The 25547-nt window shown below is 65.8% G+C and carries 23 protein-coding genes; 9 read left to right on the top strand and 14 right to left on the bottom strand.

The features are described from left to right. Window positions 1-114: 114 nt before the first annotated feature. Window positions 115-1377 carry an MFS transporter gene (locus HV744_RS26795; RefSeq protein ID WP_175152394.1) on the bottom strand — a complete coding sequence of 421 codons (1263 nt, stop codon included), beginning with the start codon at window positions 1375-1377 and terminating at the stop codon, window positions 115-117. Between the two features lie 498 nt (window positions 1378-1875). Here HV744_RS26795 and HV744_RS26790 point away from each other — a divergent pair, with 498 nt between their 5' ends. Further along, window positions 1876-3552, top strand: coding sequence for a methyl-accepting chemotaxis protein (locus HV744_RS26790; RefSeq protein ID WP_175152393.1), 1677 nt, complete (start codon window positions 1876-1878; stop codon window positions 3550-3552). A 96-nt stretch (window positions 3553-3648) separates the two neighbouring features. On the opposite strand, the gene HV744_RS26785 is transcribed toward HV744_RS26790, so the two are convergent. Genes HV744_RS26785 through HV744_RS26770 form a run of 4 tightly spaced genes read right to left on the bottom strand, consistent with a single transcriptional unit; the run spans window position 3649 to window position 8644 of the window. Further along, entirely contained in the window at window positions 3649-4524 is an 876-nt protein-coding gene (locus HV744_RS26785; RefSeq protein WP_175152392.1) for an efflux RND transporter periplasmic adaptor subunit, read from the bottom strand. A 13-nt stretch (window positions 4525-4537) separates the two neighbouring features. Beyond that, window positions 4538-4738, bottom strand: a complete 201-nt coding sequence (locus tag HV744_RS26780; protein ID WP_042322307.1) for a DUF1656 domain-containing protein — start codon at window positions 4736-4738, stop codon at window positions 4538-4540. Then, window positions 4728-6938, bottom strand: a complete 2211-nt coding sequence (locus HV744_RS26775) for an FUSC family protein (protein WP_175152391.1) — start codon at window positions 6936-6938, stop codon at window positions 4728-4730. Before HV744_RS26775 ends, HV744_RS26780 begins: the two co-directional genes overlap by 11 nt. An 11-nt stretch (window positions 6939-6949) precedes the next feature. Next, entirely contained in the window at window positions 6950-8644 is a 1695-nt protein-coding gene (locus HV744_RS26770) for an efflux transporter outer membrane subunit (RefSeq protein ID WP_246279211.1), read from the bottom strand. A gap of 210 nt (window positions 8645-8854) precedes the next feature. On the opposite strand from HV744_RS26770, the gene HV744_RS26765 reads away from it, so the two are divergent. Both HV744_RS26765 and HV744_RS26760 read left to right on the top strand, forming a co-directional pair. Beyond that, window positions 8855-9793, top strand: a complete 939-nt coding sequence (locus HV744_RS26765) for a LysR family transcriptional regulator (RefSeq protein ID WP_175152390.1) — start codon at window positions 8855-8857, stop codon at window positions 9791-9793. Between the two features lie 235 nt (window positions 9794-10028). Continuing rightward, entirely contained in the window at window positions 10029-10187 is a 159-nt protein-coding gene (locus HV744_RS26760; RefSeq protein WP_175152389.1) for a hypothetical protein, read from the top strand. Between the two features lie 109 nt (window positions 10188-10296). Here the strand turns inward: HV744_RS26760 and HV744_RS26755 are convergent, their stop codons facing one another. Next, on the bottom strand, window positions 10297-11016 hold the full coding sequence (locus HV744_RS26755; RefSeq protein WP_175152388.1) for an SOS response-associated peptidase: 720 nt from the start codon (window positions 11014-11016) through the stop codon (window positions 10297-10299). A 61-nt stretch (window positions 11017-11077) separates the two neighbouring features. Here HV744_RS26755 and HV744_RS26750 point away from each other — a divergent pair, with 61 nt between their 5' ends. Beyond that, window positions 11078-11428: a hypothetical protein gene (locus tag HV744_RS26750; protein ID WP_175152387.1), complete on the top strand. Its 351-nt coding sequence runs from the start codon at window positions 11078-11080 to the stop codon at window positions 11426-11428. Here the strand turns inward: HV744_RS26750 and HV744_RS26745 are convergent. From HV744_RS26745 to wrbA, 4 genes are read right to left on the bottom strand one after another with little or no spacing between them, the layout of a single operon-like run. Continuing rightward, window positions 11425-12231 (bottom strand): metallophosphoesterase, encoded by an 807-nt coding sequence (locus HV744_RS26745; RefSeq protein ID WP_175152386.1) that lies wholly within the window; start codon window positions 12229-12231, stop codon window positions 11425-11427. The genes HV744_RS26750 and HV744_RS26745 overlap by 4 nt on opposite strands. A 51-nt stretch (window positions 12232-12282) precedes the next feature. Next, window positions 12283-13701, bottom strand: coding sequence for an FAD-binding oxidoreductase (locus HV744_RS26740; RefSeq protein ID WP_175152385.1), 1419 nt, complete (start codon window positions 13699-13701; stop codon window positions 12283-12285). A 54-nt stretch (window positions 13702-13755) separates the two neighbouring features. Further along, window positions 13756-14367 (bottom strand): DUF2069 domain-containing protein, encoded by a 612-nt coding sequence (locus HV744_RS26735; protein WP_175152384.1) that lies wholly within the window; start codon window positions 14365-14367, stop codon window positions 13756-13758. Beyond that, window positions 14364-14966 carry an NAD(P)H:quinone oxidoreductase gene (gene wrbA / locus HV744_RS26730; protein ID WP_175152383.1) on the bottom strand — a complete coding sequence of 201 codons (603 nt, stop codon included), beginning with the start codon at window positions 14964-14966 and terminating at the stop codon, window positions 14364-14366. Before wrbA ends, HV744_RS26735 begins: the two co-directional genes overlap by 4 nt. Before the next feature lie 120 nt (window positions 14967-15086). On the opposite strand from wrbA, the gene HV744_RS26725 reads away from it, so the two are divergent. Continuing rightward, window positions 15087-16400: a YihY family inner membrane protein gene (locus tag HV744_RS26725; RefSeq protein WP_175152382.1), complete on the top strand. Its 1314-nt coding sequence runs from the start codon at window positions 15087-15089 to the stop codon at window positions 16398-16400. A 194-nt stretch (window positions 16401-16594) separates the two neighbouring features. Here the strand turns inward: HV744_RS26725 and HV744_RS26720 are convergent, their stop codons facing one another. The 3 genes from HV744_RS26720 to HV744_RS26710 form a co-directional block, all read right to left on the bottom strand. Further along, a complete protein-coding gene (locus HV744_RS26720; protein ID WP_175152381.1) occupies window positions 16595-16915 on the bottom strand; it encodes an Mpo1-like protein in 321 nt (106 codons plus the stop codon). Window positions 16916-17152: 237 nt separating this feature from the next. Beyond that, entirely contained in the window at window positions 17153-17986 is an 834-nt protein-coding gene (locus HV744_RS26715; RefSeq protein WP_175152380.1) for an alpha/beta fold hydrolase, read from the bottom strand. After that, complete coding sequence (locus HV744_RS26710) at window positions 17983-19389, bottom strand: O-acetylhomoserine aminocarboxypropyltransferase (protein ID WP_175152379.1); 1407 nt, start codon at window positions 19387-19389, stop codon at window positions 17983-17985. Before HV744_RS26710 ends, HV744_RS26715 begins: the two co-directional genes overlap by 4 nt. 239 nt (window positions 19390-19628) lie before the next feature. Between HV744_RS26710 and HV744_RS26705 the strand changes: the two genes are divergently transcribed. The 4 genes from HV744_RS26705 (at window position 19629) to HV744_RS26690 (ending at window position 25001) form a co-directional block, all read left to right on the top strand. Next, the gene (locus tag HV744_RS26705) at window positions 19629-20090 is read left to right on the top strand and encodes a CBS domain-containing protein (protein ID WP_175152378.1); all 462 of its coding nucleotides are present in this window, start codon (window positions 19629-19631) and stop codon (window positions 20088-20090) included. A gap of 244 nt (window positions 20091-20334) precedes the next feature. Further along, complete coding sequence (locus HV744_RS26700) at window positions 20335-22272, top strand: MFS transporter (RefSeq protein WP_175152377.1); 1938 nt, start codon at window positions 20335-20337, stop codon at window positions 22270-22272. Window positions 22273-22367: 95 nt separating this feature from the next. Beyond that, a complete protein-coding gene (gene aroC / locus HV744_RS26695; protein ID WP_175152376.1) occupies window positions 22368-23468 on the top strand; it encodes a chorismate synthase in 1101 nt (366 codons plus the stop codon). Between the two features lie 51 nt (window positions 23469-23519). After that, the gene (locus tag HV744_RS26690) at window positions 23520-25001 is read left to right on the top strand and encodes a tetratricopeptide repeat protein (RefSeq protein WP_175152375.1); all 1482 of its coding nucleotides are present in this window, start codon (window positions 23520-23522) and stop codon (window positions 24999-25001) included. A 59-nt stretch (window positions 25002-25060) separates the two neighbouring features. On the opposite strand, the gene HV744_RS26685 is transcribed toward HV744_RS26690, so the two are convergent. Then, window positions 25061-25547 (bottom strand): 4Fe-4S dicluster domain-containing protein (locus HV744_RS26685; protein WP_175152374.1); only part of this gene is annotated, 487 nt, incomplete at its 5' end.

The following is a 25547-nucleotide window of genomic DNA, read 5'->3' as shown; positions in this document are numbered from 1 at the left end:
ACGCGGGTTCACCATGAGCGGGGACGGCGTGCGCGCCGCGTTTTACCTTGCCACGCAACAAGAAAAAAGGCGCCGCAGCGCCTTTCCCCAAGATGCAGCTTGCGAGCCGGCCAATCAGGCTTTCGCGCGCTTGCCTTCGACATCCGGCAGCAACGCCGTCAGCACGCCGATCAGCGGCAGGAATGAACAGACCTTGTAGACGAACGCGATGCTGGTGGCGTCGGCCAACTGCCCGAGCACCGCCGCGCCGATCCCGCCGAGACCGAACGCGAAACCGAAGAACAGCCCCGCAACCATCCCGACCTTGCCCGGGATCAGTTCTTGCGCATAGACGAGGATCGCCGAGAACGCCGAGGCCAGCACCACGCCGATGATCACCGTCAGCACGCCGGTCCAGAACAGGTTCGCGTACGGCAGCAGCAGCGTGAACGGCGCGACGCCGAGGATCGACACCCAGATCACATACTTGCGGCCGATCCGGTCGCCGATCGGACCGCCGATCACCGTGCCCGCCGCGACCGCCGCGAGGAACACGAACAGATGGATCTGCGCGGCTTGCACCGACAGATGGAACTTGTCGATCAGATAGAACGTGAAGTAGCTGTTGATGCTGGCAAGGTAGAAGTACTTGGAGAACACCAGCAGGACCAGCACGCCCATCGCGAGCATGACCTGACTGCGCGACAGCGTTGCGTGCGCCACGTGGCTGCGTACCTTTTTCACCGACGGATGCTGCTTGTACCAGCGGCCGATCTGCGTGAGCACGACGATCGCGACCAGCGCCGCCACCGAGAACCACGCGATGCTGCGCTGGCCGTGCGGAATCACGATCAGCGCGGCGAGCAGCGGCCCGAGCGACGAACCTGCATTGCCGCCCACCTGGAACAGCGACTGCGCGAGTCCGTGACGGCCGCCCGAGGCCATCCGCGCGACCCGCGACGATTCCGGATGGAACACCGACGATCCGCAGCCGACCAGCGCCGCGGCGACCAGCAGCACGCCGAAGCTCGGCGCGACCGACATCAGCAGCAGGCCCGCGAGCGTGAAGCCCATGCCGACCGGCAGCGAATACGGCTTCGGATGCTTGTCGGTATAGGAGCCGACGAGCGGCTGCAGCAGCGACGCGGTGATCTGGTAGGTCAGCGTGATCAGCCCGATCTGCCCGAACGACAGCGAAAAGTTGTCTTTCAGCATCGGGTAGATCGCCAGGATCAACGACTGGATCATGTCGTTGAGCAGGTGCGAAAAGCTGATCGCACCGAGCACGGAATAGACCGTGCGCTGGAGTTTGGCGGCCGGTTGTGCGGCGGGAGCGGCAGGAGTGCCGCCTGCGGCTGATGCGCCGGCGAGGGCGCCTTTATCGAGGCTCGTTTCCATACGCTAGATGAGAGAGAAAAGACGGTGGCAAGTGAGGATTCAGCAGTTGCCGGTGGGTCGCGCGTTGCGCTTGGGCGGGCTGCGGCATTTCGACGCGACTTCCGGCGTTTTCAGTCGTTGGTCGAAGTTTAATGTGGCTTGAGTGAATTGTAAGGACAAGTTTTGTCGCGAATCAGACAAAGGGACGCATGCGTGGAAGCCGCCGATGCTTCCAAACCGGGAATCGGCTGCACCACCCCTGTGCCCATCACCGATTGTCAAGTCCTGACCACGCGCCGCGGTCAAGTCGTCCGATAAATACCGCTCGGGGATTTTGGCCATGTATAAACGGTCGCGGGCGCGAAGCTTACAAAGCGGCGCGTCAAGGACCGGGCGACACGCGGCCGGCATGCGCGAGCGGCATTAAAGATCGCAGACGTTGCTGCCGTCAACCCGGAGAGATAAGCGGCAATGCCGGAACCGACCTTTCCGGCAGGCCTATATGTGGGGACGGGGAATATGAAAGCAGTTTCGCGAGGCAATCAGCAGGGCGCGGGGTTCCTGGCGCAAGGACAGGCGGCTGGCACGACGCCGTCGCGTGGACCGGGCGGCCGCTCGTGTGCCGTGAAGCTCAAGGGCTTGTCGGTGAAGGCGACGTTGCGCGTCGCGTTCGCGGTGCTGCTGATCGGCACGCTGCTGATCGGCGTGTTCTCGCTCGCGCAGATCAGCCGTCTGAATGCGTCCGCGCAATCCATCTACGATCAGGGCCACGTCGCGAGCCGCGCCGCCGAAGAAGCGCGCGGCTACATGTTGCGCGCGAGCCGCGCGCAAAAGATGCTGCTGACCGCGACCACCGCGAAGGAGCGCGACGAACTCGGCGCCGACATCGACAAGGGTTTGAGCGGTCTCGCCGCGCAACTCGGCACGCTGCAACAGTACGTCGACACCTCCGACGCGAAGGCGGTCGAGCAGCAGAAGGCGTTTGCCGCCGCGATCACGGTGTGGAGCGGCCACCTGCGCGACTTCGTGACGCTCGTGAAAGCGCAGCCGCTCGACCTGTCGCAAATGAACTGGCAGGTCGGCACGCAGGACGTGTCGTTGCTGGTCGAAACCGCCAAGCTCGAAAAGCTCGTCGACGAACTCGTCGCGCAGCGCGGCACCGCCGCGAAGGCGACCATCGACGCGTCGGGTTTCATCTACCAGTCGTCGTTCGTGATGCTCGCGGCGATGACGGTCGCGCTGATCGCGCTGGCGTTCGGCATCAGCGAGTGGGTGGTGCGGCGTCTGGCCGGCCAGCTCGGCGGCGAGCCGGCGTACGCGAAGGAAATCGCCAGCCGGATCGCGGCGGGCGATCTGTCGAACCAGATCGCGCTGGGCCGCAAGGACAAGTCGAGCATGCTGTTCGCGCTGCACGACATGCAGAGCGGACTCGCGACGACGGTCTCCGACATCGCGTCGAGCGCGGACGCGATCGCGACCGCGTCAGGCCAGATCTCGATGGGCAACCTGGACCTGTCGCAGCGTACCGAGCAACAGGCGATGGCGCTCGAGCGCACCGCGAGCAGCATGGAGCAGTTGACCTCGACGGTGCGCCAGAACGCCGACAACGCGAAGCAGGCGAGCACGCTCGCCAACAACGCGTCGGAGATCGCCGAGAAGGGCGGCGCGGTGGTGAGCCGCGTGGTCGCAACGATGAACGACATCAACGACAGCGCGCGCAGTATCGGCGACATCATCGGCGTGATCGAGGGGATTGCGTTTCAGACCAACATTCTGGCGTTGAACGCGGCGGTCGAGGCGGCGCGCGCCGGCGAGGAAGGCCGCGGGTTTTCGGTGGTCGCCGCCGAGGTGCGCAACCTGGCGCAGCGCAGCGCCGCTGCCGCGAAGGAGATCAAAGGCTTGATCAATGCGTCGGTCGAACGGGTGAGCAACGGCTCGACGCTGGCCCAGGACGCCGGGCAGACGATGGATGAAGTGGTCAAGGCGGTGAAGCGCGTCACCGACATCATGGGCGAGATTTCGGCGGCCTCGTCCGAGCAGAGCGCCGGCATCGAGGAGATCAACCTCGCGGTCACGCAGATGGATTCGGGCACGCAGCAAAATGCCGCGCTGGTGGAGCAGGCCACCGCCGCGGCCCGATCGCTGGACGATCAGGCGCGCGGGCTGAAGGCGATGGTCGGGAAATTCAGGCTGTAAGCGGGTTGGATTGCACGGCGCTGATCGTTCGCGCGTTGTCCATCTGCTTGCGCGCATGGACAACGCAGCGCCGCTTGACGCGATCCATCGGCCTCGTCAGCTCGACTTGGCGGCGTCAGGCTTCACGACCACCGTGCAGGTAATCCCCGCGGCCAGCACGACATCATCCGGCACGGCATCGATCTTCACGCGCACCGGCACACGCTGCGCGAGGCGCACCCAGTTGAAGGTCGGATTCACGTCCGCGAGCAGTTCACGGCTCTCCGGATTGTCGCGATCGTAGATGCCGCGCGAGATGCTCTCGACGTGACCCTGCAGCGTGCCGCCGCTCATCAGCCGGACTTCCGCCTTGTCGCCGATGCGAACGTGCGGCAGCTTGGTTTCCTCGAAGTACCCGTAGACCCAGAACGAGTGGCTGTCGACGATCGCCAGCTTGGCGGCGCCGGCGGTTGCATAGTCGCCGCGGAACACGCTCAGGTTCGTCACATAGCCGTCGACCGGCGACACCACGCGGGTGCGCGCCAGGTTCAGCTTCGCGGCATCGAGCGCGGCCAGCGCCTGCTGATACGAAGCCTCGGCGGCGGACGCCGTGTGCGTCGCGTTCTCGCGGCTTTCCTTCGACACCACCAGCGCATCCATATCGGCGCGCCGTTGCGCGTCGTCGCGCTTCATCGTCAACTCGGCCTTGCGGGCGGCCACCGCCGCCTGCGCCTGTTCGACCGCGATCTGGTAGTGCGACGGATCGATCTGCATCAACAGGTCGCCCTTCTTCACCAACTGGTTGTCCTTCACCGGCAGATCGACGACCGCGCCGGAGACGTCCGGCGCGACATTCACGATCTCGGCGCGCACGCGCCCGTCGCGGGTCCACGGTTCATCCATGTAATGAACCCACAACACGCGTCCAATCAAGATCGCGACGATAAAAATAATGGCTGTCGCGACGAAGCCAACGATATTTCGGATGGTCATGTTTCGACTCTGATCAACGATAAACGGCGAGACCCAGCAGGCCGCACACACAGACGAGCAAGCTGGCCCGGAACAGGGAGGGATGCCACACCACGCGATACAGGCCCGTATAGGCGATCACGCGGTCCAGCACCCAGGTAAGCGCGGCGCCCGCGATGAACAGCAGCACGATGGCCGGCATGTAGGCATCGAGGATGGCGATATCACGTGGCATGAAGAACTCCTTCTGACGCGTTGGCAGATCCGCTCATCAACGGTTCGAGCGGCGATTGCGGATCGAGCAGCGCGGTACGAATGAAATGCAGTTGACTCAGGATGCGCTGCAGTTGATGGCGCTCTTCACGCGGCGGCGTGAACGTGACCAGCATCTGCTGGAGCGTGGCAATCGCGTCGGTAGTCGCTGCGAGCGCCCGGTCGAAGCGGTCCTCGCGCGGCCGCTCGAACAGCGCGCTCAGCGCATCGCCCATGCTTCGCAGCGCGATGCGCCACGGCATCGACGACGCATAGCGGGCGTCGGCGGGCAGCGTCGCCACTTCGCGGCGCAGGTCGATCACCGCATTGCCTACTTCGAGCACCGAGAACAGCCAGCGCAACGTGTCGCGTTTGAGTTCGGGCTCGTTTTGCGCGAGCGAGTTGATCTGGAACATCAGATCGCGCGCGCCGCTTTCGAAACGCGAACGCACCCGCCGCAGGCCCGCGCGGCTCGCCAGCACCACCTGGCGGCGCAAGTCCACCAGCAGGCGGTTGCGCAGCCATGGCGTGGACGGCGGCAGCAACACCGCGAACGCGATCGACGACACCAGCATCGACAGCACCAGCGCCAGCGCATCGTTCATGAACGCGCTCGGGTCGTAGTGCATCAGGTTGTCCGGGCCGGCCAGAAAACAGAAGAAGATGCAGTAGCCGATACCGTAGCCAGCCAGCAGCGGGCGCATGGTCATGAACACGCCGAGCAGCAGGAACGGCGCGAGCGCCGCGCACAGCATCACGAAGCCGTCGATGTGCGGAAACACGCCGTACACCGCGATCATGCCCATCAGCGTTGCGACCAGCGTGCCGCCGGCCATCTGGAACGCGGTGCGCTTCGGATTCGGCGACGACGACGCCAGCGCGCACACCGCCGCGGCGTTCAGCGTCAAGGTCGAGCCGCTCGGCCACGCGGTCGCGATCCAGAACGCGCCGAGCACCATCATCACGATGGTGGCGCGCAAGCCCGCGACACCCGCCGCGATCGCGTTCGTCTTCGGTTCGTAACGTTCTATCCAGCGTTCGCGCGCATGCGTGTCGACGGCCAGCGACGCGTAGGTGGCCGCGTACGCATGCAGCTCGTCGATGAAGCGGTACAGCAGTTCGGCGCCGGTATCGAAGTCGAGCAGCGGCGCATCGGCATGCGTCTCCAGTTCGGCGCGCGTCGCGCGCACGCGCTTGGGCAACGCGGTCTTGTACGCGTCGAGTTGCGCGGCGGCGTGCTCGGCATCGGCGGCGCTCAGCACCGGTTCGCCGGACTTCGCGAGCAGCGGGGCGATCTCCTTGAAGTACGGATCGAGCGCGGCGATGGCGTCGCGCGCGCCGCTCGTGTCGGTCGCGCGCAGCCGGTTCATCAACTGATGCAGCGCGTGAAAGCGCGTCGACGCGGTCATGAACTCGCTGTTCAGACGCGCGAGACGGCCGCCGCGCATCCGCGAATCGTGGCCTTCGAACACGGCCACGCTGCGCGCCGCTTCGAAGCCGACGATGTCGGCGACAAAGCGCGCATTGCTTGCTTCGATCTGCGCGCGGTCGTTGCGGCCGGCCAGCGACGCCGACACGTACTCGACGAAGGCCGAGAAGCGCGCCCGCACGGTGCTGCGCATCTGCAAGCCGGCGAACTGCGGAAACACGAGGCCGCTCACCGCGCCCGCGCAGACGATGCCGAGCACCACTTCGGCGACCCGCGTGAGCGCGCTCAGAAACGCGCCGTCCGGATGCTGCGAGGCGGGAATGCCGATCAGCGCGGCGGTGTAGCCGGCCAGCACGAAACCGTACGAGCGGAAGTTGCGGTTGCGCGCGGCGCCCGCGGTGCAGATGCCGACCCAGATCGCCGTCGACGCGATGAACAGCTCCGGCTGCTGCGCGAACAGGCCGATCAGCGCGAGCATCACGACGAGGCCGACGAGGGTGCCGCAGATCCGATAGAAGCTCTTCGCGAACACCATGCCGCTTTGCGGCTGCATCACGATGAACACGGTGGTCATCGCGGTGCGCGGCTGCGGCAGATCGAGCTTCATCGCGATGCCGAGCGCGAGAAAAGAGGCGGCGAGCGCCTTGAAGATGTAGACCCACGTGAAGCCGTCGGTGCGCGCCCATTCGGCGGCGGCCGTGCATAACGAGGCGAACGACGCGGAACGCGCGGTGGAAGAGGGAGACGCTGACATGGCCGGCTTCCTCACTCAGCCGCCGGCGCGCCGGCGGTGGCGCGCGGCGTGGTGGCAGCGGTGCTCATGCCGGTGCGGTTCGCGCGGCTGGCGGCAGCGGGCGCGGGTACGGCGGTGTCCGCGTGGCTGGCCGAACCTGCTTGCGCCGGGACGTTTGAAGGGGCTGCCGGTTTGGCAGCGGCGTGGTCGGCGGCGGCAGCGGCAGCGGCGTTGTTCTTACCCTTGCCATGCGCCGGCAGCGTTTCGTTTTCCTGCGGACCATTGGCCGGCTCGTCGAGCCCGCCGCCCAGCGCCGTGACCAGCGACGCATGCGCGCCGAGCCGCTCGGCCTGGATCTTCGCGACGCCTTCCTGCGCGCGCAGCAACTGGTTCTGCGCGACCAGCACGTTCAGATACTCGGTCAGGCCGCGCCGATAACCTTCGCGCGAGAGCTCATAGCTCTTGCGGGCCGCCGCGACCGAACGGTCGGCGTCGTCGGCCTGGGTGGCGAGCGAGCGGATGCGGATCACCTGATCGGAGATATCCTTCAGCGCGCCGACGATCGACTGGTTGTAGCGCTCCACTGCCTCGTCGTAGCCGGCCGACGCCGCGCCGAGTTGCGAGCGCAGCCGGCCGCCGTCGAAGATCGGCAGCGACAACGCCGGACCCACGCTCCAGCTATGCGACGGACTCTTCAGAAACTGGAACAGCGGCCCCATCGCCGCATAACCGCCGATCGACGCCAGCAGGTTGATGTCCGGATAGAAGCTGGCCTTGGCGACGTCGATGCCGCGCGCCTGGGCGGCGACGGTCCAGCGCGCCGCGACCACGTCCGGCCGATGGCCGATCAGGTCCGCGGGCAAGGCGCTCGGCAAACCGGTTTGGGTGGCGAGCGACAGCGCCGGGCGCTGGATCGCGTCGCCCGCGCCCGGACCCTTGCCGGCCAGCGCGGCCAGCTGATTGCGGCCCAGCGCGATCCTTTCTTCGATCTCGTCGATCTGGCGCTCGTATTCCGGCAACGGCGTTTCGGCCTGGCTCACTTCGAGCTGCGTACCGATGCCGCCTTTCAGACGCCGGTTGGCCAGATCCACGATCTGCTGCTGTTGCTGCAAGGTGGCCTTGGCGATATCGAGCAGCGCGTAGTTCAGCGACATCTCGATGTAGGTGCGCACCACGTTGCCTTGCAGTTCGAGCTGGGCGGCGCGGGCATCAGCGGCACTGGCATGGGCGGCGTCGAGCGCGCGCCCGGCGGCGTTCTTGTCCTTGCCCCAGAAATCGAGGTGGTACGACAGGCTCAGCGTGCCGGTGTTATTCCACGTTTGCTCGCCCGCGAGCGGCCCCGAGCCGTAATACACATTGTCGGCCCACTTCTGACGCTGGATCGACAGGCTGCCGTTGACTTGCGGCGACAACGCCGAGCGGGCGACGCCCGCCATCGACATCGCCTCGCGCACGCGTGCCTGGGCGGCCGCGAGACTCGGGTTGTTCGCCTGTGCGGCTTCGATCCACTCATTGAGCTGCGGATCGTCATAGGCGCGCCACCAGTCGGCGGCCGGCCATTGGGCGTCGGCGTTGGCGGCGCGGATCGCATTGCCCGCGTCGAGTGAGGACGGCTCGATTCCACGATCTTGCGGTGCGATGCCTCCGGTACTGGCGCAGCCGGCGATTGTTAATAGGATCGTAAGAACTGCGGCTGCGGAGATCCTTTTCGGTACCGGAGACTGCACGATTTCCTCCAAAATTGACTATAGAAGCTTGTGCGTCATTATATTTTTTGATTGATTGAGGAATAACTGGTAAAGGTGCAAGGCATTCTTACGCGATATGAGACAATCGCCTTTGCTAATCGTGTAACAATCGCTCCCGATCAATCGCAACTATGTTGCACGGGACCGGGGCAAGTGCTTTGCGCTAACTCCGGATCGACAAGGAATGGTATGGATACGCTTCAAAACATGCGCGTATTTGTCCGGGTCGTCGAAGCGGGCAGCTTCACGGGTGCCGCGCAGCATCTGAATACGACCACGGCGTACGCGTCGCGCGCGGTTTCCGATCTGGAAGCGCATCTGCGCACGCGCCTCCTGAACCGGACCACGCGCCGCATCGCGCTGACCGAGGCGGGCGAGCGCTATCTGCAACGCTGCGAACAGATTCTCGCGTACGTGGATCAGGCGGAAGCCGAGGCGAGCGACGCGCACGCGCGCCCGTCCGGCAAACTGAAGGTTCACGCGATGACGAGCTTCGGCCAGCACTACGTGGTGCCGGCCGTCGGCCGCTATCAGGAGCGCTATCCGGACGTCCACATCGAACTGACGCTCGCGCAGCGCATGCCCGATCTGCTCGATGAAGGTTTCGACGTGTCGCTGACACTCGCCACCGGTCTGCCGGATTCGGGACTGGTGTCGCAGCGTCTGGGCAGCGCGTTCAGCATCGCGTGCGCGTCGCCGGCCTATCTGGAGCGGCACGGCGTGCCGCAAACGCCCGCTGACCTCGCGCGCCACACCTGTCTGCAAATGGTGACGCCGGTGTTTCCGTTCGACAAATGGACCTTCGACGGCCCGAACGGCGAGGAAACGGTCACGCTCGGCGCCACCACGTTTCAGGTGAACGTCGCCGAGGCGATGGCGGTCGCGGTGTGCAAGGGCATGGGCGTCGGGCTGATTCCGATCTATTCGGCGATCAGCGGTTTGCGTAGCGGCGAACTCGTGTGGCTGCTGCCGGAATACTCGTCGCAGGAAATGAATCTGTATGCGCTGTACCCGTCCCGGCAGTATCTGGACGCGAAAATCCGCACCTGGGTCGAATTCCTGCGCGACGAGCTGCCGGCCACGCTGGCGGCGGATGAGGAGGAGCTGCGGCAGTTCGCGCGCTCCTGAAGCGCCGCGCCGGGCCGCAGCGCGGGCGTGCGGGCGTGCTGTGAGGGTTGCGCGGGTTGACGCGGCGGTCCGCTCTCGCGTGACGGTCTGTTACAGAAGTGCCGCGCCGCAACATTTCCTTACTTCTGGCCCGCGGTCGATTTGCTAACGTGTGGTTCATGCGCTGCCGCTTCAGCCGGACGCGCCCGGTTCGCTGCCGTTCGGCACATCGCAACAACTGAAGGACGAGGGATTCATGGATACCCATCTGATGATCGGCGTGGCCGTCATGCTTGGACTGATCGGGATCGCCGCATCGCGCGATCTGCGGCGCCGCCTGCGCGAACAGCAGCCGCAACTGGTGCCGATCAAGGTCGAACGCCCAGACTCGCAGGCTCAACGGCGCGACCGTTGAGCGTCGCCACGGCGTCCCTGCGTCTCTGCGCCTGGTTTGCGGGGCGCCGGGCCGTAGCGTAGAAGTGGTAGCTTTTTTCTTTCCGATTCTGACAGACGCGCCTGCGCCCTCAGCGCAGCGCTGCGATCAAGCCCGGCTCGTCGTTGAGCGTGCGGTTTACTTCGTGACTCACACGGTGCCAGCGAAAGCGGCCGGCGGGTAAGCAGGCGCCGCGCGCCAGTTGTTCCAGTTCGTCGAGCGGCAAGGCCGGGTCCAGCCAGCGGCGCGCCGCATCCGGCGAAAACGCCAGCGGGCGGCGGTCGTGCACGTCGACCAGACCCGCGTCGGCGCTCGCCGCCACGATCACCAATCCCATCCCTTCTGTTTGCGGCTCGGCGCCGCGTACGCTCGACAAGGCCGCCAGATACATTGGCGCGTCGGTTTTCAGATGCACGAAGTAGGGCTGGCGGTTTTTTGCGTCGGCTTGCGCCGGGCCGTTCGCGACGCCGGTTGCGGCCGCGGTTTCGATGCGCCATTCGAACCAGCCGTCCGCCGGCACCAGCACCCGGCCGGTTTTCCACAACGCCTCGAAGTAGCGCACGGTCGGCGCGGTGTCGGCGCGCGCGTTGATCGTCTGCGGCAGATGCTGCTCGCGTGCCCAGTCCGGGCAATATCCCCAGTGAATCGCACGCAGCGTTTGATCCGGATAAATCGCGAGCGGGTGGGTGCCGGGGGCCAGGTTGTAGCCGGGGCGGCGGTCGGCGGCGTCGAATAGCATCAGCGGATCGGCGAGGCCGAGATGTTTGGCGTAAAGCTGCGGATCGCGATACTGGCTGATTCGACCACACATGAGTGATCTCCGGTGACGACCTGCGTGGCGAGCTCCAGCTATTGGGCCGAGTTGGCGGATCTTGCTGGCACGTGCATCAGGCGTCGCCGGCGCGCAAGCGGTGACCGGCACCACCTGCGACCTGCACGCAGCACGCAACCTGCAACCTGCAACCTGCAACCTGCAACCTGCAACCTGCAACCTGCAACCTGCAACCTGCAACCTGCAACCTGCAACCTGCAACCTGCAACCTGCAACCTGCAACCCGCAACCCGCAACCCGCAACCTGCAACCCGCAACCCGCAACCCGCAACCCGCAACCCGCAACCCGCAACCCGCAACCCGCAACCCGCAACCCGCAACCCGCAACCGACGTCAGCGTAATGCGTCCGTTCCAGCCGCGCTATCCAGTCCGGCCCGAAGGCCGCGCTAGATCTCGACGACCTTATCCCAGGCGAATTGCGAATTTTCCCACTTGCCGGTGCGCCGGTCGAAATAGCCGCGCGGATTGCAGACCACGCGCGTGCCGTTCACCGTGTAGTCGAATGACGTGTGCGTGTGCCCGTGAATCCACAGCGCGACAGGCGCGCACACCAGCTCCGGCAAATGATTGACGAAGCCCGCCGACACCCGGTCCTGCGCGTAGCGCTCGGCGAGACTCAGCCGATGCGGCGCATGATGCGTGACGACGATCGTCTTGCCGCCGAACGGTTTGGCGAGCTCGCCTTCGAGCCACGCGCGCGCTTGCCGGTGCAGCGCGAGCGAGTCGGCGGGCGTGAAGTCGCGCGCGGCGTCGTGGGTGTCGTGCGGCCAGTTCATCTGGATCAGCCCGCGGAAGTCGAGCATGACCCGGCGCGCCGCGTCGATCGACTCGGCGAGTGTGCCAGGGTCCGCGCCATACAGTGCGAAGTCGGTCCACAGCGTGGTGCCGAGCACACGCCAGCGGCCTTGCGGGTCGATCAGCGTGGCGTTGTTCAGCACGTGGACGTTGTCGACCTGCGCGGCCGCGTCGTACAGCGCGCGTTCGAGCGCGCTGAATTCGCCGTCGTAGTACTCGTGATTGCCGGGCACATAGATCACCGGCACCGCACCGTCGAAGGTCTGCGCGGCCCAGCGCGGGCCGGCCGCATGATTGTGGATGTCGCCGGCCAGCACGATCAGATCCGCGTGCGCATGCGGGATCAGCTCGGGCTCGTCGTTCTCCAGATGCAGATCGGACAGCACTCGAATCTTCACGGCCACGACTCCTGCAAGCACCCCCGCGTGGGAGAGCGGAGGCTTCAAACGTTAGCGTAGCACCTTGCCCGGGTTCATCAGGTTCAGCGGATCGAGCGCCTGTTTGACCGCGCGCATCAGTTGCACCTCGACGTCCTGCTTGTACTGCATGGCCTCGTCGATCTTCAACTGGCCGAGCCCGTGTTCCGCGCTGATGCTGCCGCGATGCAGGTGCGCGCTGTCGTAGACGATCTGGTTGATCGGGCTCTGGTACTGCTTGAGGAACGCCTTCGCGTCGACTCCCTCGGGCGCCTGCACGTTGTAGTGCAGGTTGCCGTCGCCGAGATGGCCGAACGTCACCATCCGCGCGCCCGGCGCCGCCCGTGCGACCGCTGCGTCGGTCGCCTCGATGAACTGGCCGATGCGCGAGATCGGCACCGCGATGTCGTGCTTGATGTTCAAACCTTCCTCGGCCTGGGCAAGCGGAATGTGCTCGCGCAGATTCCAGAATGCGCGCGACTGCGCGAGGTTTTCCGCGACCACCGCGTCCTGCACCAGACCTTCTTCGAGCGCGGTTTCCATCAGCCGCTCGAACAGTGCGCGTGCGTGTGCCTCGCTTTCGCTGTCCGACAATTCCAGCAGCACGACTTGCGCGTGCGGCTCGGCGAACGGATAGCGCATCTGCTCGAAATGCCGGCCGACCAGCCGCAGACAGAAATCCGACATCAGTTCGAAGCCGGTCAGAAGCGGCCCGGCGACGCGTTGCGTGAGCGACAGAAAGTCGAGCGCCGCATGCGGTGAGGCCAGTGCGGCGAGCGCCGTGACCCGCGCGGCCGGCTGCGGATGCAGCTTGAGCACGGCCGCGGTGATGATGCCGAGCGTGCCCTCCGCGCCGATGAACAGATCGCGCAGATCGTAGCCGGTGTTGTCCTTGCGCAGTCCGCGCAGGCCGTCCCACAGATCGCCTTGCGGCGTCACCACTTCGAGGCCGAGGCACAGCTCGCGCGTGTTGCCGTAGCGCAAGACGCCGGTGCCGCCCGCGTTGGTGGCGAGATTGCCGCCGATCGTGCAGCTGCCTTCGGCGGCGAGGCTCAACGGGAACAGGCGGCCGGCTGCTTCGGCGTGCTTCTGCACTTCGGCGAGGATGACGCCGGCTTCGACGGTGATCGTGTTGTTGTGCGGATCGATGTCGCGCACGCGATTCAGGCGCCGCAAGCTGATGACCGCCTGCGCACCGCTCGCGTCGGGCGTGGCGCCGCCGGCGAGACCGGTGTTGCCGCCTTGCGGCACCAGCGCGACGCGCTGCTCGACGGCGAGCCGCACGAGCGCCGCGACTTCAGCGGACGTGGCCGGGCAGAGCACCGCGCAGGCCGCGCCGGTGTAGCGGCGGCGCCAGTCGGTGAGATACGGGGCGGTGTCGTGCGGGTCGGTCAGCACCTGGGCGGCGCCGATGGCGTCGCGGCAGGCGGCGAGGAAAGCGGTTTGAGTCATGATGGCCGGTCAGCGTGTTCGAGCGGAAAGGTCGGGTGGGGCGGGGCGTTCTCGTCAGGCGTTCGGGTTGGCGGGCTGGCCGGCGTCGGTCGCTGCTTGAGTTGCTGCGCGCGTTGCCGGATGAGTTGCTGCCAGAGTTGCAGCTTGCGTTGCCGCCTGAGTTGCCGCATATGCTGTTGCCTGACTTGCGGCATCAGCGGTGGCCTGCTTCCCGGTCTGCTTCGCGGCGCGTTTCGCCGCGCGCTTGAACGGCGCGACGTAGGCCAGCGTGCAGACGAAAAAGATCACCGCGAGCGCGGCTTGCAACCAGCCGAGACGCGCGCTCAGTCCATGATCGCTCCAGCCGCGCACGACGCCTTCGGCGAAATACAGCAGGATCAGCATCGACGCCCATTGCAGCGTGTAAAGCCGGCGCCGCCATACGCCCGGCAGCGCGAGCAGCAGCGGCACCGCTTTGAGCACGAGAGCCGAGCCGCCGGGCCGTAGCGGCGCAAGCCACCATTCCCACGCGATCGACAACACGATCAGCGCCAGCAGCGCGGCAGTCGCGCCGAGCGCGGCGGCGGGCCTGGACTGCACGGGCAGCACGGCGGCGCGCAGGGACGCGGTCGTTGCGTCGTCCGCTGCCGTGCTTGCGCGGGCCGGTTTCACATCAGGTCCGCTCACGGCCTTTCGCTCATCGACGCCGCCGTGCGCGCGACGCGTGCGCCGAGTGCGATCGCGAGCGTCTTTTCGTCGGCGGAGATGCCTTGCGCGGTTGAGCCCGCGCGGGCGAAATGCGACGCGCCGTAGGGCGTGCCGCCGGTTTGCGTGGTGCTCAACGCGCTCTCCGTATACGGGATGCCGACGATCAGCATGCCATGATGGAGCAGCGGCAGCATCATTGAGAGCAGTGTGGATTCCTGGCCGCCGTGCAGGCTGCCGGTGGACGTGAACACGCAGGCTGGTTTGCCGGCGAGCGCGCCGGCCAGCCACTGCGGCGTGGTGCCGTCGAGAAAGTATTTGAGCGAGGCGGCCATATTGCCGAAGCGGGTGGGCGAGCCGAGCGCGAGACCGGCGCATTCCTCGAGATCGCGCAGCTCGACATAGGGCGGTCCTTCGGCGGGGATCTCCGGCTGGGTTGCTTCGCAGACGGTGGAAACCGCCGGCACGGTGCGCACGCGCGCCTGCATGCCGGGGATGCTGTCGACGCCGTGCGCGATCGCCAGTGCGAGCTCGCGGGTGGCGCCGTGACGGCTGTAATAAAGCACGAGAATGTCTTTCATAGGCCTCATCGGTGAACGGGTATTATAGGGGCTCGGTCCGCTCCACAGGCCACTCATAGCCGTTCGGCCAGGTCCCGCGCGCGGTCCTGCAGCACCGGTTCACGAAGCAAGGAGGCGGGTTTGTTGTCCAGAGTGCGTTTCGATCTCGACACGCTCAAACGACTCGCGCGGTTCGCCGCGCAGCGCATTAGCGAAGACCGTATTCCGCAGGTGGCAGGCAGCCTCACGTTCACGGCGATGCTTGCGCTCGTGCCGCTCGCCACGGTCGCGTTCGCGTTGTTCACCGCGTTTCCGATTTTCAGTTCTTTCCAGGACTCGCTGCAGCTTTTTCTCGCCGACCACCTGATGCCCGCCCAACTGAACAGTCAGATTTTCAAGTATCTGAACCAGTTCGCGTCGAAGGCCAAAGGGCTGACCACGATCGGCATGATCCTGCTGTTTCTCACGGCGGTGATGACCATGATGACCGTCGAATCCGCGTTCAACGTGATCTGGCGGGTGCGCAAGGCGCGGCCGATCGCGCAGCGCATTCTGGTCTACTGGGCGATCATCACGCTCGGCCCGATTCTGATCGGCGTGAGCCTGTCGCTTTCATCTTATCTGTTCACGCAATCGATGACCTTCTCAGCGGCCCAGCGCATCACGCCGGTCATCGAGTTTGCGCTCACCGGCGCGGTGCTGCCGTTGACGGCGCTCGCCTTCACGATTCTCTACGTCTACCTGCCGAACTGCCGCGTGGAATGGCGCGATGCGGTGATTGGCGGCGTCACCGCCGCGATTGCGTTCGAGCTCGCCAAGCGCGGTTTCGGTTACTACGTGCGCCGCATTCCGACCTACACCGCGGTGTACGGCGCGTTCGCCGCCGTGCCGCTGTTCCTGGTGTGGATGTACCTGTGCTGGTTCATCACGCTCGCGGGCGCGATGATCGCCTCCGCGTTGCCGGCGATTCGCATCGGCCAGTTTCACCGGCCCACGTTCGACGGCAGCAACCTGTTCGATTCGCTCGAACTGCTCGCGCGGCTCTCGGAAGCGCGCGACGCCGGCACGCGCGGCTACACGATGCCCGAGCTGTCGCGGATGCTTCGCCGCGACATGGACACCACGCTCTACCTGCTGCAAAGGCTCGAGGAGATCGACTGGATCGCGCGGCCGCAGGAGGACAGCGCCGGCCCGCACTTCCTGCTGCTGGCGAATCCGGCGCAGGTCACGGTCGAGCGCCTGTTCGAGCTGTTCGTGATCGACCGCGCGGAACTCACGTATCAGCTTGAACTGGAGTCCACGCGCGTGGATGGCGTCACGCTGCTGGGGGCGCTGGACAACGACAAGCTGAAGGTGACGCTTGCCGCGTTGCTGGCGGCGCGCGCGGCAGCCAAAGCGGCCCGCGCCGGGGACAGCGAGCGCGCCACGCCTTCAATGCCACATCAGGCGGCTTGACACGAGGCAGGGCAACTGAAGCTCGTCCTGCACGGCGTTGGCGAAGTTGAACGGGTGGGGAACCGGTGAAGAGTCAGTGGCGATTCGGCGGCGCGTGACCCCGCCATAAAACGCCTGCGCTTGGGTGGCGAGATGATCGCGGCCCGCCGCTGGAAATGACCGCATAAGCTGTGACGCGATAAGTACAGCGACAACTACAGCGAAATCTTGCCGACGCAGATGTCCTTGAACATCACCCAGTCGCCCATCAGGCTATAGAGCGGATGGCGGAAAGTAGCCGGCCGGTTCTTCTCGAAGAAAAAATGCCCGACCCACGCGAAGCCGTAGCCGCAGATAACGGCCAACGGCAGCCATAGCCAGTCGCCGGTGGCCAACGCCATCGCGAGACAGCCGATCACGCCGAGCGATCCCACGAAATGCAGCCGCCGCGAGACCGTGTTGCGATGCTCGCTCAGGTAGTACGGATAGAACTCCGCGAAACTCGCGAAGTGATCGGTATGTGCGGTATGAGCCATGATGGCCTCCGGATGTGGACGCCTGCCGACGTCAAGCCCGCCGCTCCCGGTTGCTTCGCCGCGTGCCGGCATGCCACGCGTGCGCGCTGGAAACAGGACAGGCTTGAGTCATTGTGCGGCTATCGGGCCCTGCGCGCAACCTGGCCATTCGGACGATGGCGCGGTTGTTGCCGGGCGCTTATCGTGCTGATTCGCGTGCCAGTTCACGCGCTGGCTTCGAGTGACGTCTCGTCGCGGCTATCGGGCTTCGCGAGGCGGCCTGGATGCGAAGCTGAACAGCGCGTCGAGCGTGGCATCGGGTTGTTCGGTCATCAGCGCGTGGCCTGCTTCGAGCGTGACGGTGTCGACCAGTACGCCCGCTTGCGCAAGCGTGTCCGCGAGCGCTTTGGCCGCGCGCGGCGGCGTCATCGCATCGCGCCGGCCGACGATCAGGCGCGCCGCACAGCGCACCTGGGCGGCGCGGGCGAGGCCGTCCGCGTAGGTGTTGCAGGCGGTGAAGTCGGTATGGAACAGCTGCGGTTCGCCGCTCGCCGAGACCCGCTCCATCAGCCGCTGGTTCATGCCGTGCAGCCAGAACCCCGGGCCTGGGCAGGACGGTTTGGCTGCGAGCGTCGAATGCGACCATTGGTTGACCATGCCGATCGCCTCGGGCTCGCGATGCAGCGCGGCGTCGAGCAACGCGTCGGAGACGGCCATCGGCATCGCGGTGGCGAGCAGCGCGAGGTGGGTCGCGCGCTGCGGGTAGCGGCCGGCGAAGTCGAGCGCGATGAGCGAGCCCATGCTGTGGCCGGCCACGAACGCGCGCTGCACGCCGGCGGCGTCGAGCAGTGCGGCGAGCCAGTCGGCCATCGCCGTCACGCTGGTGAGCGCCGGGCCGCTGCTGCGGCAATGGCCGGGCAGATCCACCGCCAGCACGCCAAAACCGTGGTGTGCGAAGTAACGGCTCTGCAACGCCCATACGCTGTGATCGTGCTCGGCGCCGTGGATGAACACCGCGCTCGGCAGGCTGGCGTCGAACGGTTTGCCGCCGGTGTACGCGTAGGCAGGTTTGCCTTGAACGTTGACGATCATGCGGACTCCGGGCGCGATTTCGCAGCGGTGTTGGAGGGGGCCGACGAGCTGATTGCCGCGGCGGCGGCGCCGGCGTTGGACGCGGTGGCTGCACCGTTTCGCGCCACAGCGGAGCCGGCCGATTTTTGCGCGGCCTTCAGCGCGCGCTTGAGGTCGTCGATCAGATCGTCAGGATCTTCGAGGCCGATCGACAGGCGGATTGTGCCTTCGGCGATGCCGGCGGCGGCGAGCGCGGCGGCATCCATGCGGAAGTGCGTGGTCGATGCAGGATGGATCACCAGCGAGCGCGCGTCGCCGACATTCGCGAGGTGCGAGAACAGCGACAGCGCTTCGATGAAACTAAGGCCGGCTGCGCGGTCGCCGCGCAGATTGAAGCTGAACACCGCGCCGGCGCCGCGCGGCAGCAGACGCTGCGCGAGCGCGTGATCGGGATGGGTCGGCAGCTCGGGATACGCGACCGTTTCGACGGCCGCGTGAGCGGCAAGAAACTCGACCACGCGGCGCGTATTGGCGACGTGCCGCTCCATGCGCAGAGGCAGCGTCTCGATGCCTTGCAGCAGTTGCCACGCGGCCTGCGGATGCAGGCAGGCGCCGAAGTCGCGCAGGCCTTCGCGGCGGGCGCGCAGCAGGAACGGCGCGACCGTGCTCTCCTCGGCGAACACCATGCCGTGAAAGCCTTCATAAGGCTCGGTGAATTCGGGAAAGCGCCCCGACGCGTCGAAGTCGAACGTGCCGCCGTCCACCAGCACGCCGCCGATCGTCGTGCCGTGGCCGCCGAGGAATTTGGTGGCCGAGTGATACACGAAGTCGGCGCCGTGCTCGAACGGTTTGAGCAGGTACGGCGTCGTGAAGGTCGAGTCGACCAGCAGCGGTACGCGGTGCTCATGCGCGATCTGCGCGACGGCCGCGATATCGAGCACGTCGAGGCCGGGGTTGCCGAGCGTTTCGCCGAACAGCAGCCGCGTATTCGGGCGCAGCGCGCCGCGCCACGCGTCGAGGTCGCCGGGCTTGACGAAGGTCGTCTCGATGCCGAAGCGCCGCAGCGTGTAGTGCAGCAGATTGTGCGAGCCGCCGTACAGCGCGCTCGATGCGACGATGTGCGAGCCCGCGCCCATCAGCGTGACGATCGCCAGATGCAGGGCCGCCTGGCCGCTGGCCGTGCCGATCGCGCCCGCGCCGTTTTCCAGCGCGGCCACGCGTTCCTCGAACACGGCCACCGTCGGGTTCGAGATGCGCGAGTAGACGTGGCCGGCGCGCTCCATGTTGAAGAGCGCCGCGGCGTGGTCCGAGTCGCGGAACGAAAACGAGGTAGTCTGGTAGATCGGCGTGGCGCGCGCGCCGGTGGCGGGGTCGGGAGCAGCGCCGGCATGCAGCGCGAGCGTGTCGAAACGGTTGGCGGACATCGTGGGCGGCGGGGCCACGAGCGGCCTCGCGAAAGGAGAAAGTGGCGGCCATCCTATCACCGGCATGATTCGCATCAAGCGCGGTTTTCCCGATGCGCGTGCGCGACGCGGTGCGAATTTGGGATGACGACCGCCCGCTATGCGTTGATGGGCGGGCCGCTTTCCTTTTATGGGCCTTTCCGCTAGGATCGAAATCATTCAGGCATAGCCATGCTTAGCGGGTATCACGGAGACAGATCATGCGAGTCAGCGACATTCTTAAAGTCAAAGGCAACACCCTTTTCACGGTCACACCGGATACCACGCTACATAACGCAGTCGATGCAATGGCCGAGCACGATATCGGCTCGCTGGTCGTGATGGAATACGGCGATCTCGTCGGCATGCTGACGTTCCGCGAAATCATTCTGACGCTCAGCAAGAACGGCGGCAGCGTCGGCACCTCCACGATCCGCAAGGTCATGGACGATCATCCGCTCACCTGCACGCCTGAAACGGACGTCAATGAAGTTCGCCGCATGATGCTCGAGCATCACGTGCGCTATTTGCCGGTGATGGAAAGCCGCACGCTGATGGGCGTCATTTCGTTCTACGACGTGGCGAAGGCGGTGGTCGAAGAGCAGGGTTTTGAGAACCGCATGCTCAAGGCCTATATCCGCGACTGGCCGGAAGAGCAGCAGGAACAACAGCCGGCGCGCTAATGCGCGGGCAGTTACCGTCGCGCTCGGGGCATCGCGATGAGCGTGAAGATGCAGGCAAGGCGCGCGCGCAAGCGTGCGCTTTTTTTGTGCCCGGTCGCGCCGTGGACGGGCCGTCAGAGTGGACGCCGGCGCGCGAGTTTGAATCGCCGGCCGACCCCGTGCTCCGCGCAGTGAACCGCCTGCGCCCGGCGCCGTTCACCGCGCTTTCTTAGTTGTTGCTCTTCTGGGCCGTTCTCCGAACTTCATGAGCGATCGTCCGTTACCTGCCGCCCGTCGCGCCGCCCGCGCCCACGAGGCGCACGAATCCCAGTTCCGGCTGCTCAGCCAGCGCCGCTTCGCGCCGTTTTTCTGGACGCAGTTCCTCGGCGCGATGAACGACAATGTTTTCAAGATCGGCTTCACGTCGCTCGTCACGTATCAGGCGGCGCGCTTTTCCGGCGTCGATCCGAACACCGCGGCGTTCCTGATCTCGGCCATTTTCATCCTGCCGTTCGTGCTGTTGTCGGCCACCTCCGGCCAGATCGCGGACAAGTACGACAAGGCCATGCTCACGCGCTTCGTCAAGAGCTTCGAGATCGTCGTGATGCTGATCGGCGGCGCGGGTTTCTGGCTGCATAGCGCGCCATTGCTGTATCTGTGCACGTTTCTGATGGGCGTCCATTCGACCGTGTTCGGACCGGTCAAGTACTCGTATCTGCCGCAGCATCTGTCGCAGTCGGAACTGGTCGGCGGCAACGGCATGGTCGAAATGGGGACCTTCGTCGCGATCCTCGTCGGTACGATCATCGGTGGCGCGGGCGCGGGTCTCGCCGAACATGGCGCGCTGGTGCTGGCCGGCGCCTGCATCGCGATCGCGCTGGTGGGGCGCGCCATGTCGAGTTTCGTGCCGCCCACCGCCGCGCCGCAACCCGATCTGCGCATCAACTGGAATCCGGTCAGCGAGACCTGGCGCAACCTGAGACTGGCGCGCGAAAACCGCACCGTGTTCCTGAGCCTGCTGGGGATTTCCTGGCTGTGGTTTGTCGGCGCGACCTTTCTGTCGTCGTTCTTCAGCTTCGCGAAGAATGTGCTGTCCGCCAATCCGGACGTCGTGACCGTGCTGCTCGGCACGTTTTCGATCGGCATTGGCATCGGCTCGCTGCTGTGCGAAAAGCTCTCGAAGCGGCGGATCGAAATTGGTCTGGTGCCGCTTGGCTCGATCGGCATGAGCGTGTTCGCGATCGATCTGTTTTTCGCGAGCCACGCGCTGCCGCCCGTGGGGCATCTGTTGAGCGTCGGCGAGTTCCTCGGACAGCTCGTGCATTGGCGCGTGCTGGCCGATCTGTTCCTGCTCGCGATGTTCGGCGGCTTCTACAGCGTGCCGCTCTATGCGCTGATCCAGAGCCGCAGCCAGCCGAGCCACCGGGCGCGCATCATCGCCGCGAACAATATTCTGAATTCGCTGTTCATGATCGTTTCGGCGTTGATGGCGATGGGTCTGACCGCCGCGGGCTTCAGCATTCCGGCGATCTTCCTCGTTACCGCGCTGCTGAACATCGTGGTGGCGACCTACATCTATTCGCTGGTGCCCGAGTTCCTGCTGCGCTTCATCGCGTGGCTGCTGGTGCATACGTTCTACCAAATTCGCCTCGTCCATGCGGAGCGGATTCCGGAGGAGGGCGCGGCCGTGCTCGTGTGCAACCACGTGAGCTTCGTGGACGCAATCGTCATCATGGCCGAGAGCCCGCGGCCGATCCGTTTCGTGATGGACCATCAGATCTTCAAGTCGCCGTTCGCGGGCTGGGTATTCCGTCACGCGAAAGCGATTCCGATCGCGCCCGCGCATCAGGACGCCCAGTTGCTCGCGCGCGCGTATGAGCGTTGCGCGCAGGCGCTCGCCGAGGGTGACCTGGTTTGCATCTTCCCGGAAGGCAAGCTCACTCGTACCGGCGAGATGACTCCGTTCCGCCACGGCGTGACCGAGATCGTCAAGCGCACGCCGGCGCCGGTCATACCGATGGCGCTGCGCGGCTTGTGGGGCAGCGTGTTTTCTCGTGCCGACGACGCGCACTGGCCGCGGCCAATCCAGAAAGGCGTGATGAGCCGGCTGAGTCTCGCGGTGGGCGAGCCGATCGATCCGGCGCTGGCGACGCCCGAGAAGTTGCAGCAGATCGTCGCCGAGTTGCGCGGCGCGCGCAAGTAGGCCTGGCCGACCGGCCACCCGTCCCGCGCGACGCGGCCCACACGCGATGGGGCTGGCATAATAGCGCTTTCCCCGCATTTCTTTGGACGACGCCCATGTCCGGCAACACGCTCGGTACGCTTTTCACTGTCACGACCTTCGGCGAATCGCACGGCCCCGCTATCGGCTGCGTGATCGACGGCTGCCCCCCGGGCATGGCACTCAACGAAGCCGACATCCAGTTCGAACTCGACCGCCGCAAGCCCGGCACGTCGCGCCACGTCACGCAGCGCCAGGAAGAAGACAAGGTCGAGATCCTGTCGGGCGTGTTCGAAGGCCAGACCACCGGCGCGCCGATCGCGCTGCTGATTCGCAATACCGATCAGCGCAGCAAGGACTACGGCAACATCGTCGACACGTTCCGCCCGGGCCACGCCGACTACACCTATTGGCAGAAATATGGCATTCGCGACTATCGCGGCGGCGGCCGCTCGTCGGCGCGTCTGACGGCGCCCACGGTGGCGGCAGGCGCGGTCGCGAAGAAGTGGCTGCGCGAGAAGTTCGGCACCGAGATTCGCGGCTATATGGCTGCGCTCGGCGAGGTCGACGTGCCGTTCGTCGACTGGGCGCACGTGCGTGAGAACCCGTTCTTCGTGCCGAACGCCGGCATCGTGCCGCAGCTGGAAGCGTATATGGACGCGCTGCGCAAAGACGGCGACTCGATCGGCGCGCGCATCAACGTCGTGGCGTCCGGCGTGCCGGTCGGCCTCGGCGAGCCGCTGTTCGACCGTCTCGACGCCGACATCGCGCATGCGATGATGGGCATCAACGCGGTGAAGGGCGTCGAGATCGGCGCCGGCTTCGCGAGCGTCGCGCAACGCGGCTCGGTGCACGGCGACGAGTTGACGCCTGAGGGCTTCGTCGGCAATCACGCGGGAGGCGTGCTCGGCGGCATTTCGACCGGGCAGGACATCACGGTGTCGATCGCGATCAAGCCGACTTCGAGCATTCGCATGCCGCGCCGTTCGATCGACAAGGCAGGGCAGCCGGCCATCGTCGAAACGTTCGGGCGGCATGACCCGTGCGTCGGCATTCGCGCCACGCCGATTGCTGAATCGATGCTCGCGCTGGTGCTGATCGACCACGCGCTGCGCCATCGCGCGCAATGCGGCGATGTGTCCGTCAGCACGCCGAAGATTGCGGCGAGCGCGCCGTAACCGGCGGTTGTCGAACGTCTCTGTACCCGCTGCGCGCGCAGTGCCGTCCCAATGGCCGATCTGAATCCCGGCTTGGCGAATAGCCAGCTCGCAACTCTGCGCGTGCGTGCCGCCGCGCCGCAAGCCTGCGCGGGTGACTGCTTTGCGTTCGGATGCCTGCTGCTGCAGCACGCCGGTCGCGACAAAGCCCGCCAACGCGAGGCGCTCGCTGCTCTGGTACGCGCTTACCAGCTCGATCCCTCGTGCGAACCCACGCTGCTCCACACGATTGCGCAGACAGCGTTCGTCGTGCGCGATTGGGCGTTGCTCGACTCTGCTACCGGACTGCTGCTCTCACACCATGCCGAAGACGCCAACGCGCTGATCTGGCGCGCGGCCGCCGTGCAGCAGCGCGACGACTTCGCCACTGCGGAGCGGCTGCTGCGCGAAGCGGTGCGGGTCGTGCCCGGCAATCCGGTGGCGCTTCACAAGCTCGCGCTGTGCATCAAGGAACAGGCGCGTTTCGCCGAAGCCGAGGCGCTGCTCAGACAGGTGCTGGCGATGTCGCCGAACAACGCGCATGCGTTATTCGATCTGTCGGAACTTGAAATCCGCACCGGCCGTTTCGCTGACGGCTGGGCGCACTACGAATCGCGCATCGCGTTCGCCGACGATCTGAACAACGCGCAGCGTGCGCTCGCGGCGATCAGCGCGCATTGGCACGGCGAATCGCTGGCGGGTAAAACGCTGGTGGTCTACGGCGAGCAAGGCAATGGCGACTGCCTGTGGGCGGTGCGCTTTCTGCCGCTGCTGGCCGTGCGGGCGCGGCGCGAGGGCGGCCGGGTGATCTTCGGACACGACGGGCCGTTGCGGCATTTATTCGAACGGATGCTGCCCGCCGATCTGCCGCTCGAAACGAGTCTCGAAACACGGCCCGATTTCCATTGCGGGCTGATGAGCTTGCCGCTGCGGCTCGGTATTGTCGACGCAGCGGGGTGGGGCGCGCCGTACCTGAGCGCCGACCCGGCGCACGTGCAGACGTGGCGCGAACGGGTCGATGAGCACACTGCGGCCACGCGAGGCCACCTCAAAGTCGGCCTGGTGTGGAATGGCAATCCGGAGCATATCCGTGACACGCGGCGCTCTGTGCCGGTCGGGCAACTCGAACCGCTCCTGGACGTGGCAAGCGTGAGCTATTTCGCGTTATCGCCGGGACGGGGCGAGACGGTCGTGCAGTGGCGCGCGAAGGGTCTCGACGTCGTCGACATGACCCATCATTTTCAGTCCGGCTTCGACGATGTCGCCGCGTTGCTGGCGAACCTGGATCTGGTCGTGACGATCGACAGCGGGCCCGCGCATCTGGCGGGGGCGCTCGGCGTGCCGACCTGTCTGATGATCGATCACGTATCCGCGTGGTTCTGGGGCGATGAATCGCCGCTGACTGCCTGGTACGATTCGATCGAACTGGTTCGACAGCCGCGGGTCGGCGACTGGGCGCCGGTCGTGGCGAAAGTGCGGGAGCGGATTGAAGCGATGACGCGTCGGCGTCGTTGAGTTTTGCCTTCGCAACGCAGGCATTCCGATGAGCGCTGCGAAGGCAAACAAAGCATCGATCACATGTTCGGATAATTCGGCCCGCCACCGCCTTCCGGTGTGACCCACACGATATTCTGCGTGGGATCCTTGATATCGCAGGTCTTGCAGTGCACGCAGTTCTGCGCGTTGATCACGAGCCGCTCGCTGCCGTCGTCGCTCTTGACGAACTCATAAACCGCGGCCGGGCAATAGCGCGATTCCGGGCCCGCATAAGTCTGCCAGTTCACGTTCACCGGCACCGACGGATCTTTCAGCGTCAGGTGCGCCGGCTGATTCTCTTCGTGGTTGGTGTTCGAAATGAACACCGACGACAACCGGTCAAAGGTCAGCTTCCCATCCGGCTTCGGATACGTGATCGGCTTGCACTGCGACGCCGGCTTGAGCATCTCGTGATCGGAATGCTGGTGATGCAGCGTCCACGGCACATTGCCGCCCAGCAGCTTCTGCTCGATGCCGACCATCAACGTGCCGAGGTACAGGCCCTTGCTCATCCACTGCTTGAAG

The sequence above is a fragment of the Paraburkholderia ultramafica genome, from assembly GCF_902859915.1.
GTDB lineage: Bacteria > Pseudomonadota > Gammaproteobacteria > Burkholderiales > Burkholderiaceae > Paraburkholderia > Paraburkholderia ultramafica.
This window is presented reverse-complemented; position numbering and strand designations above follow the sequence as displayed.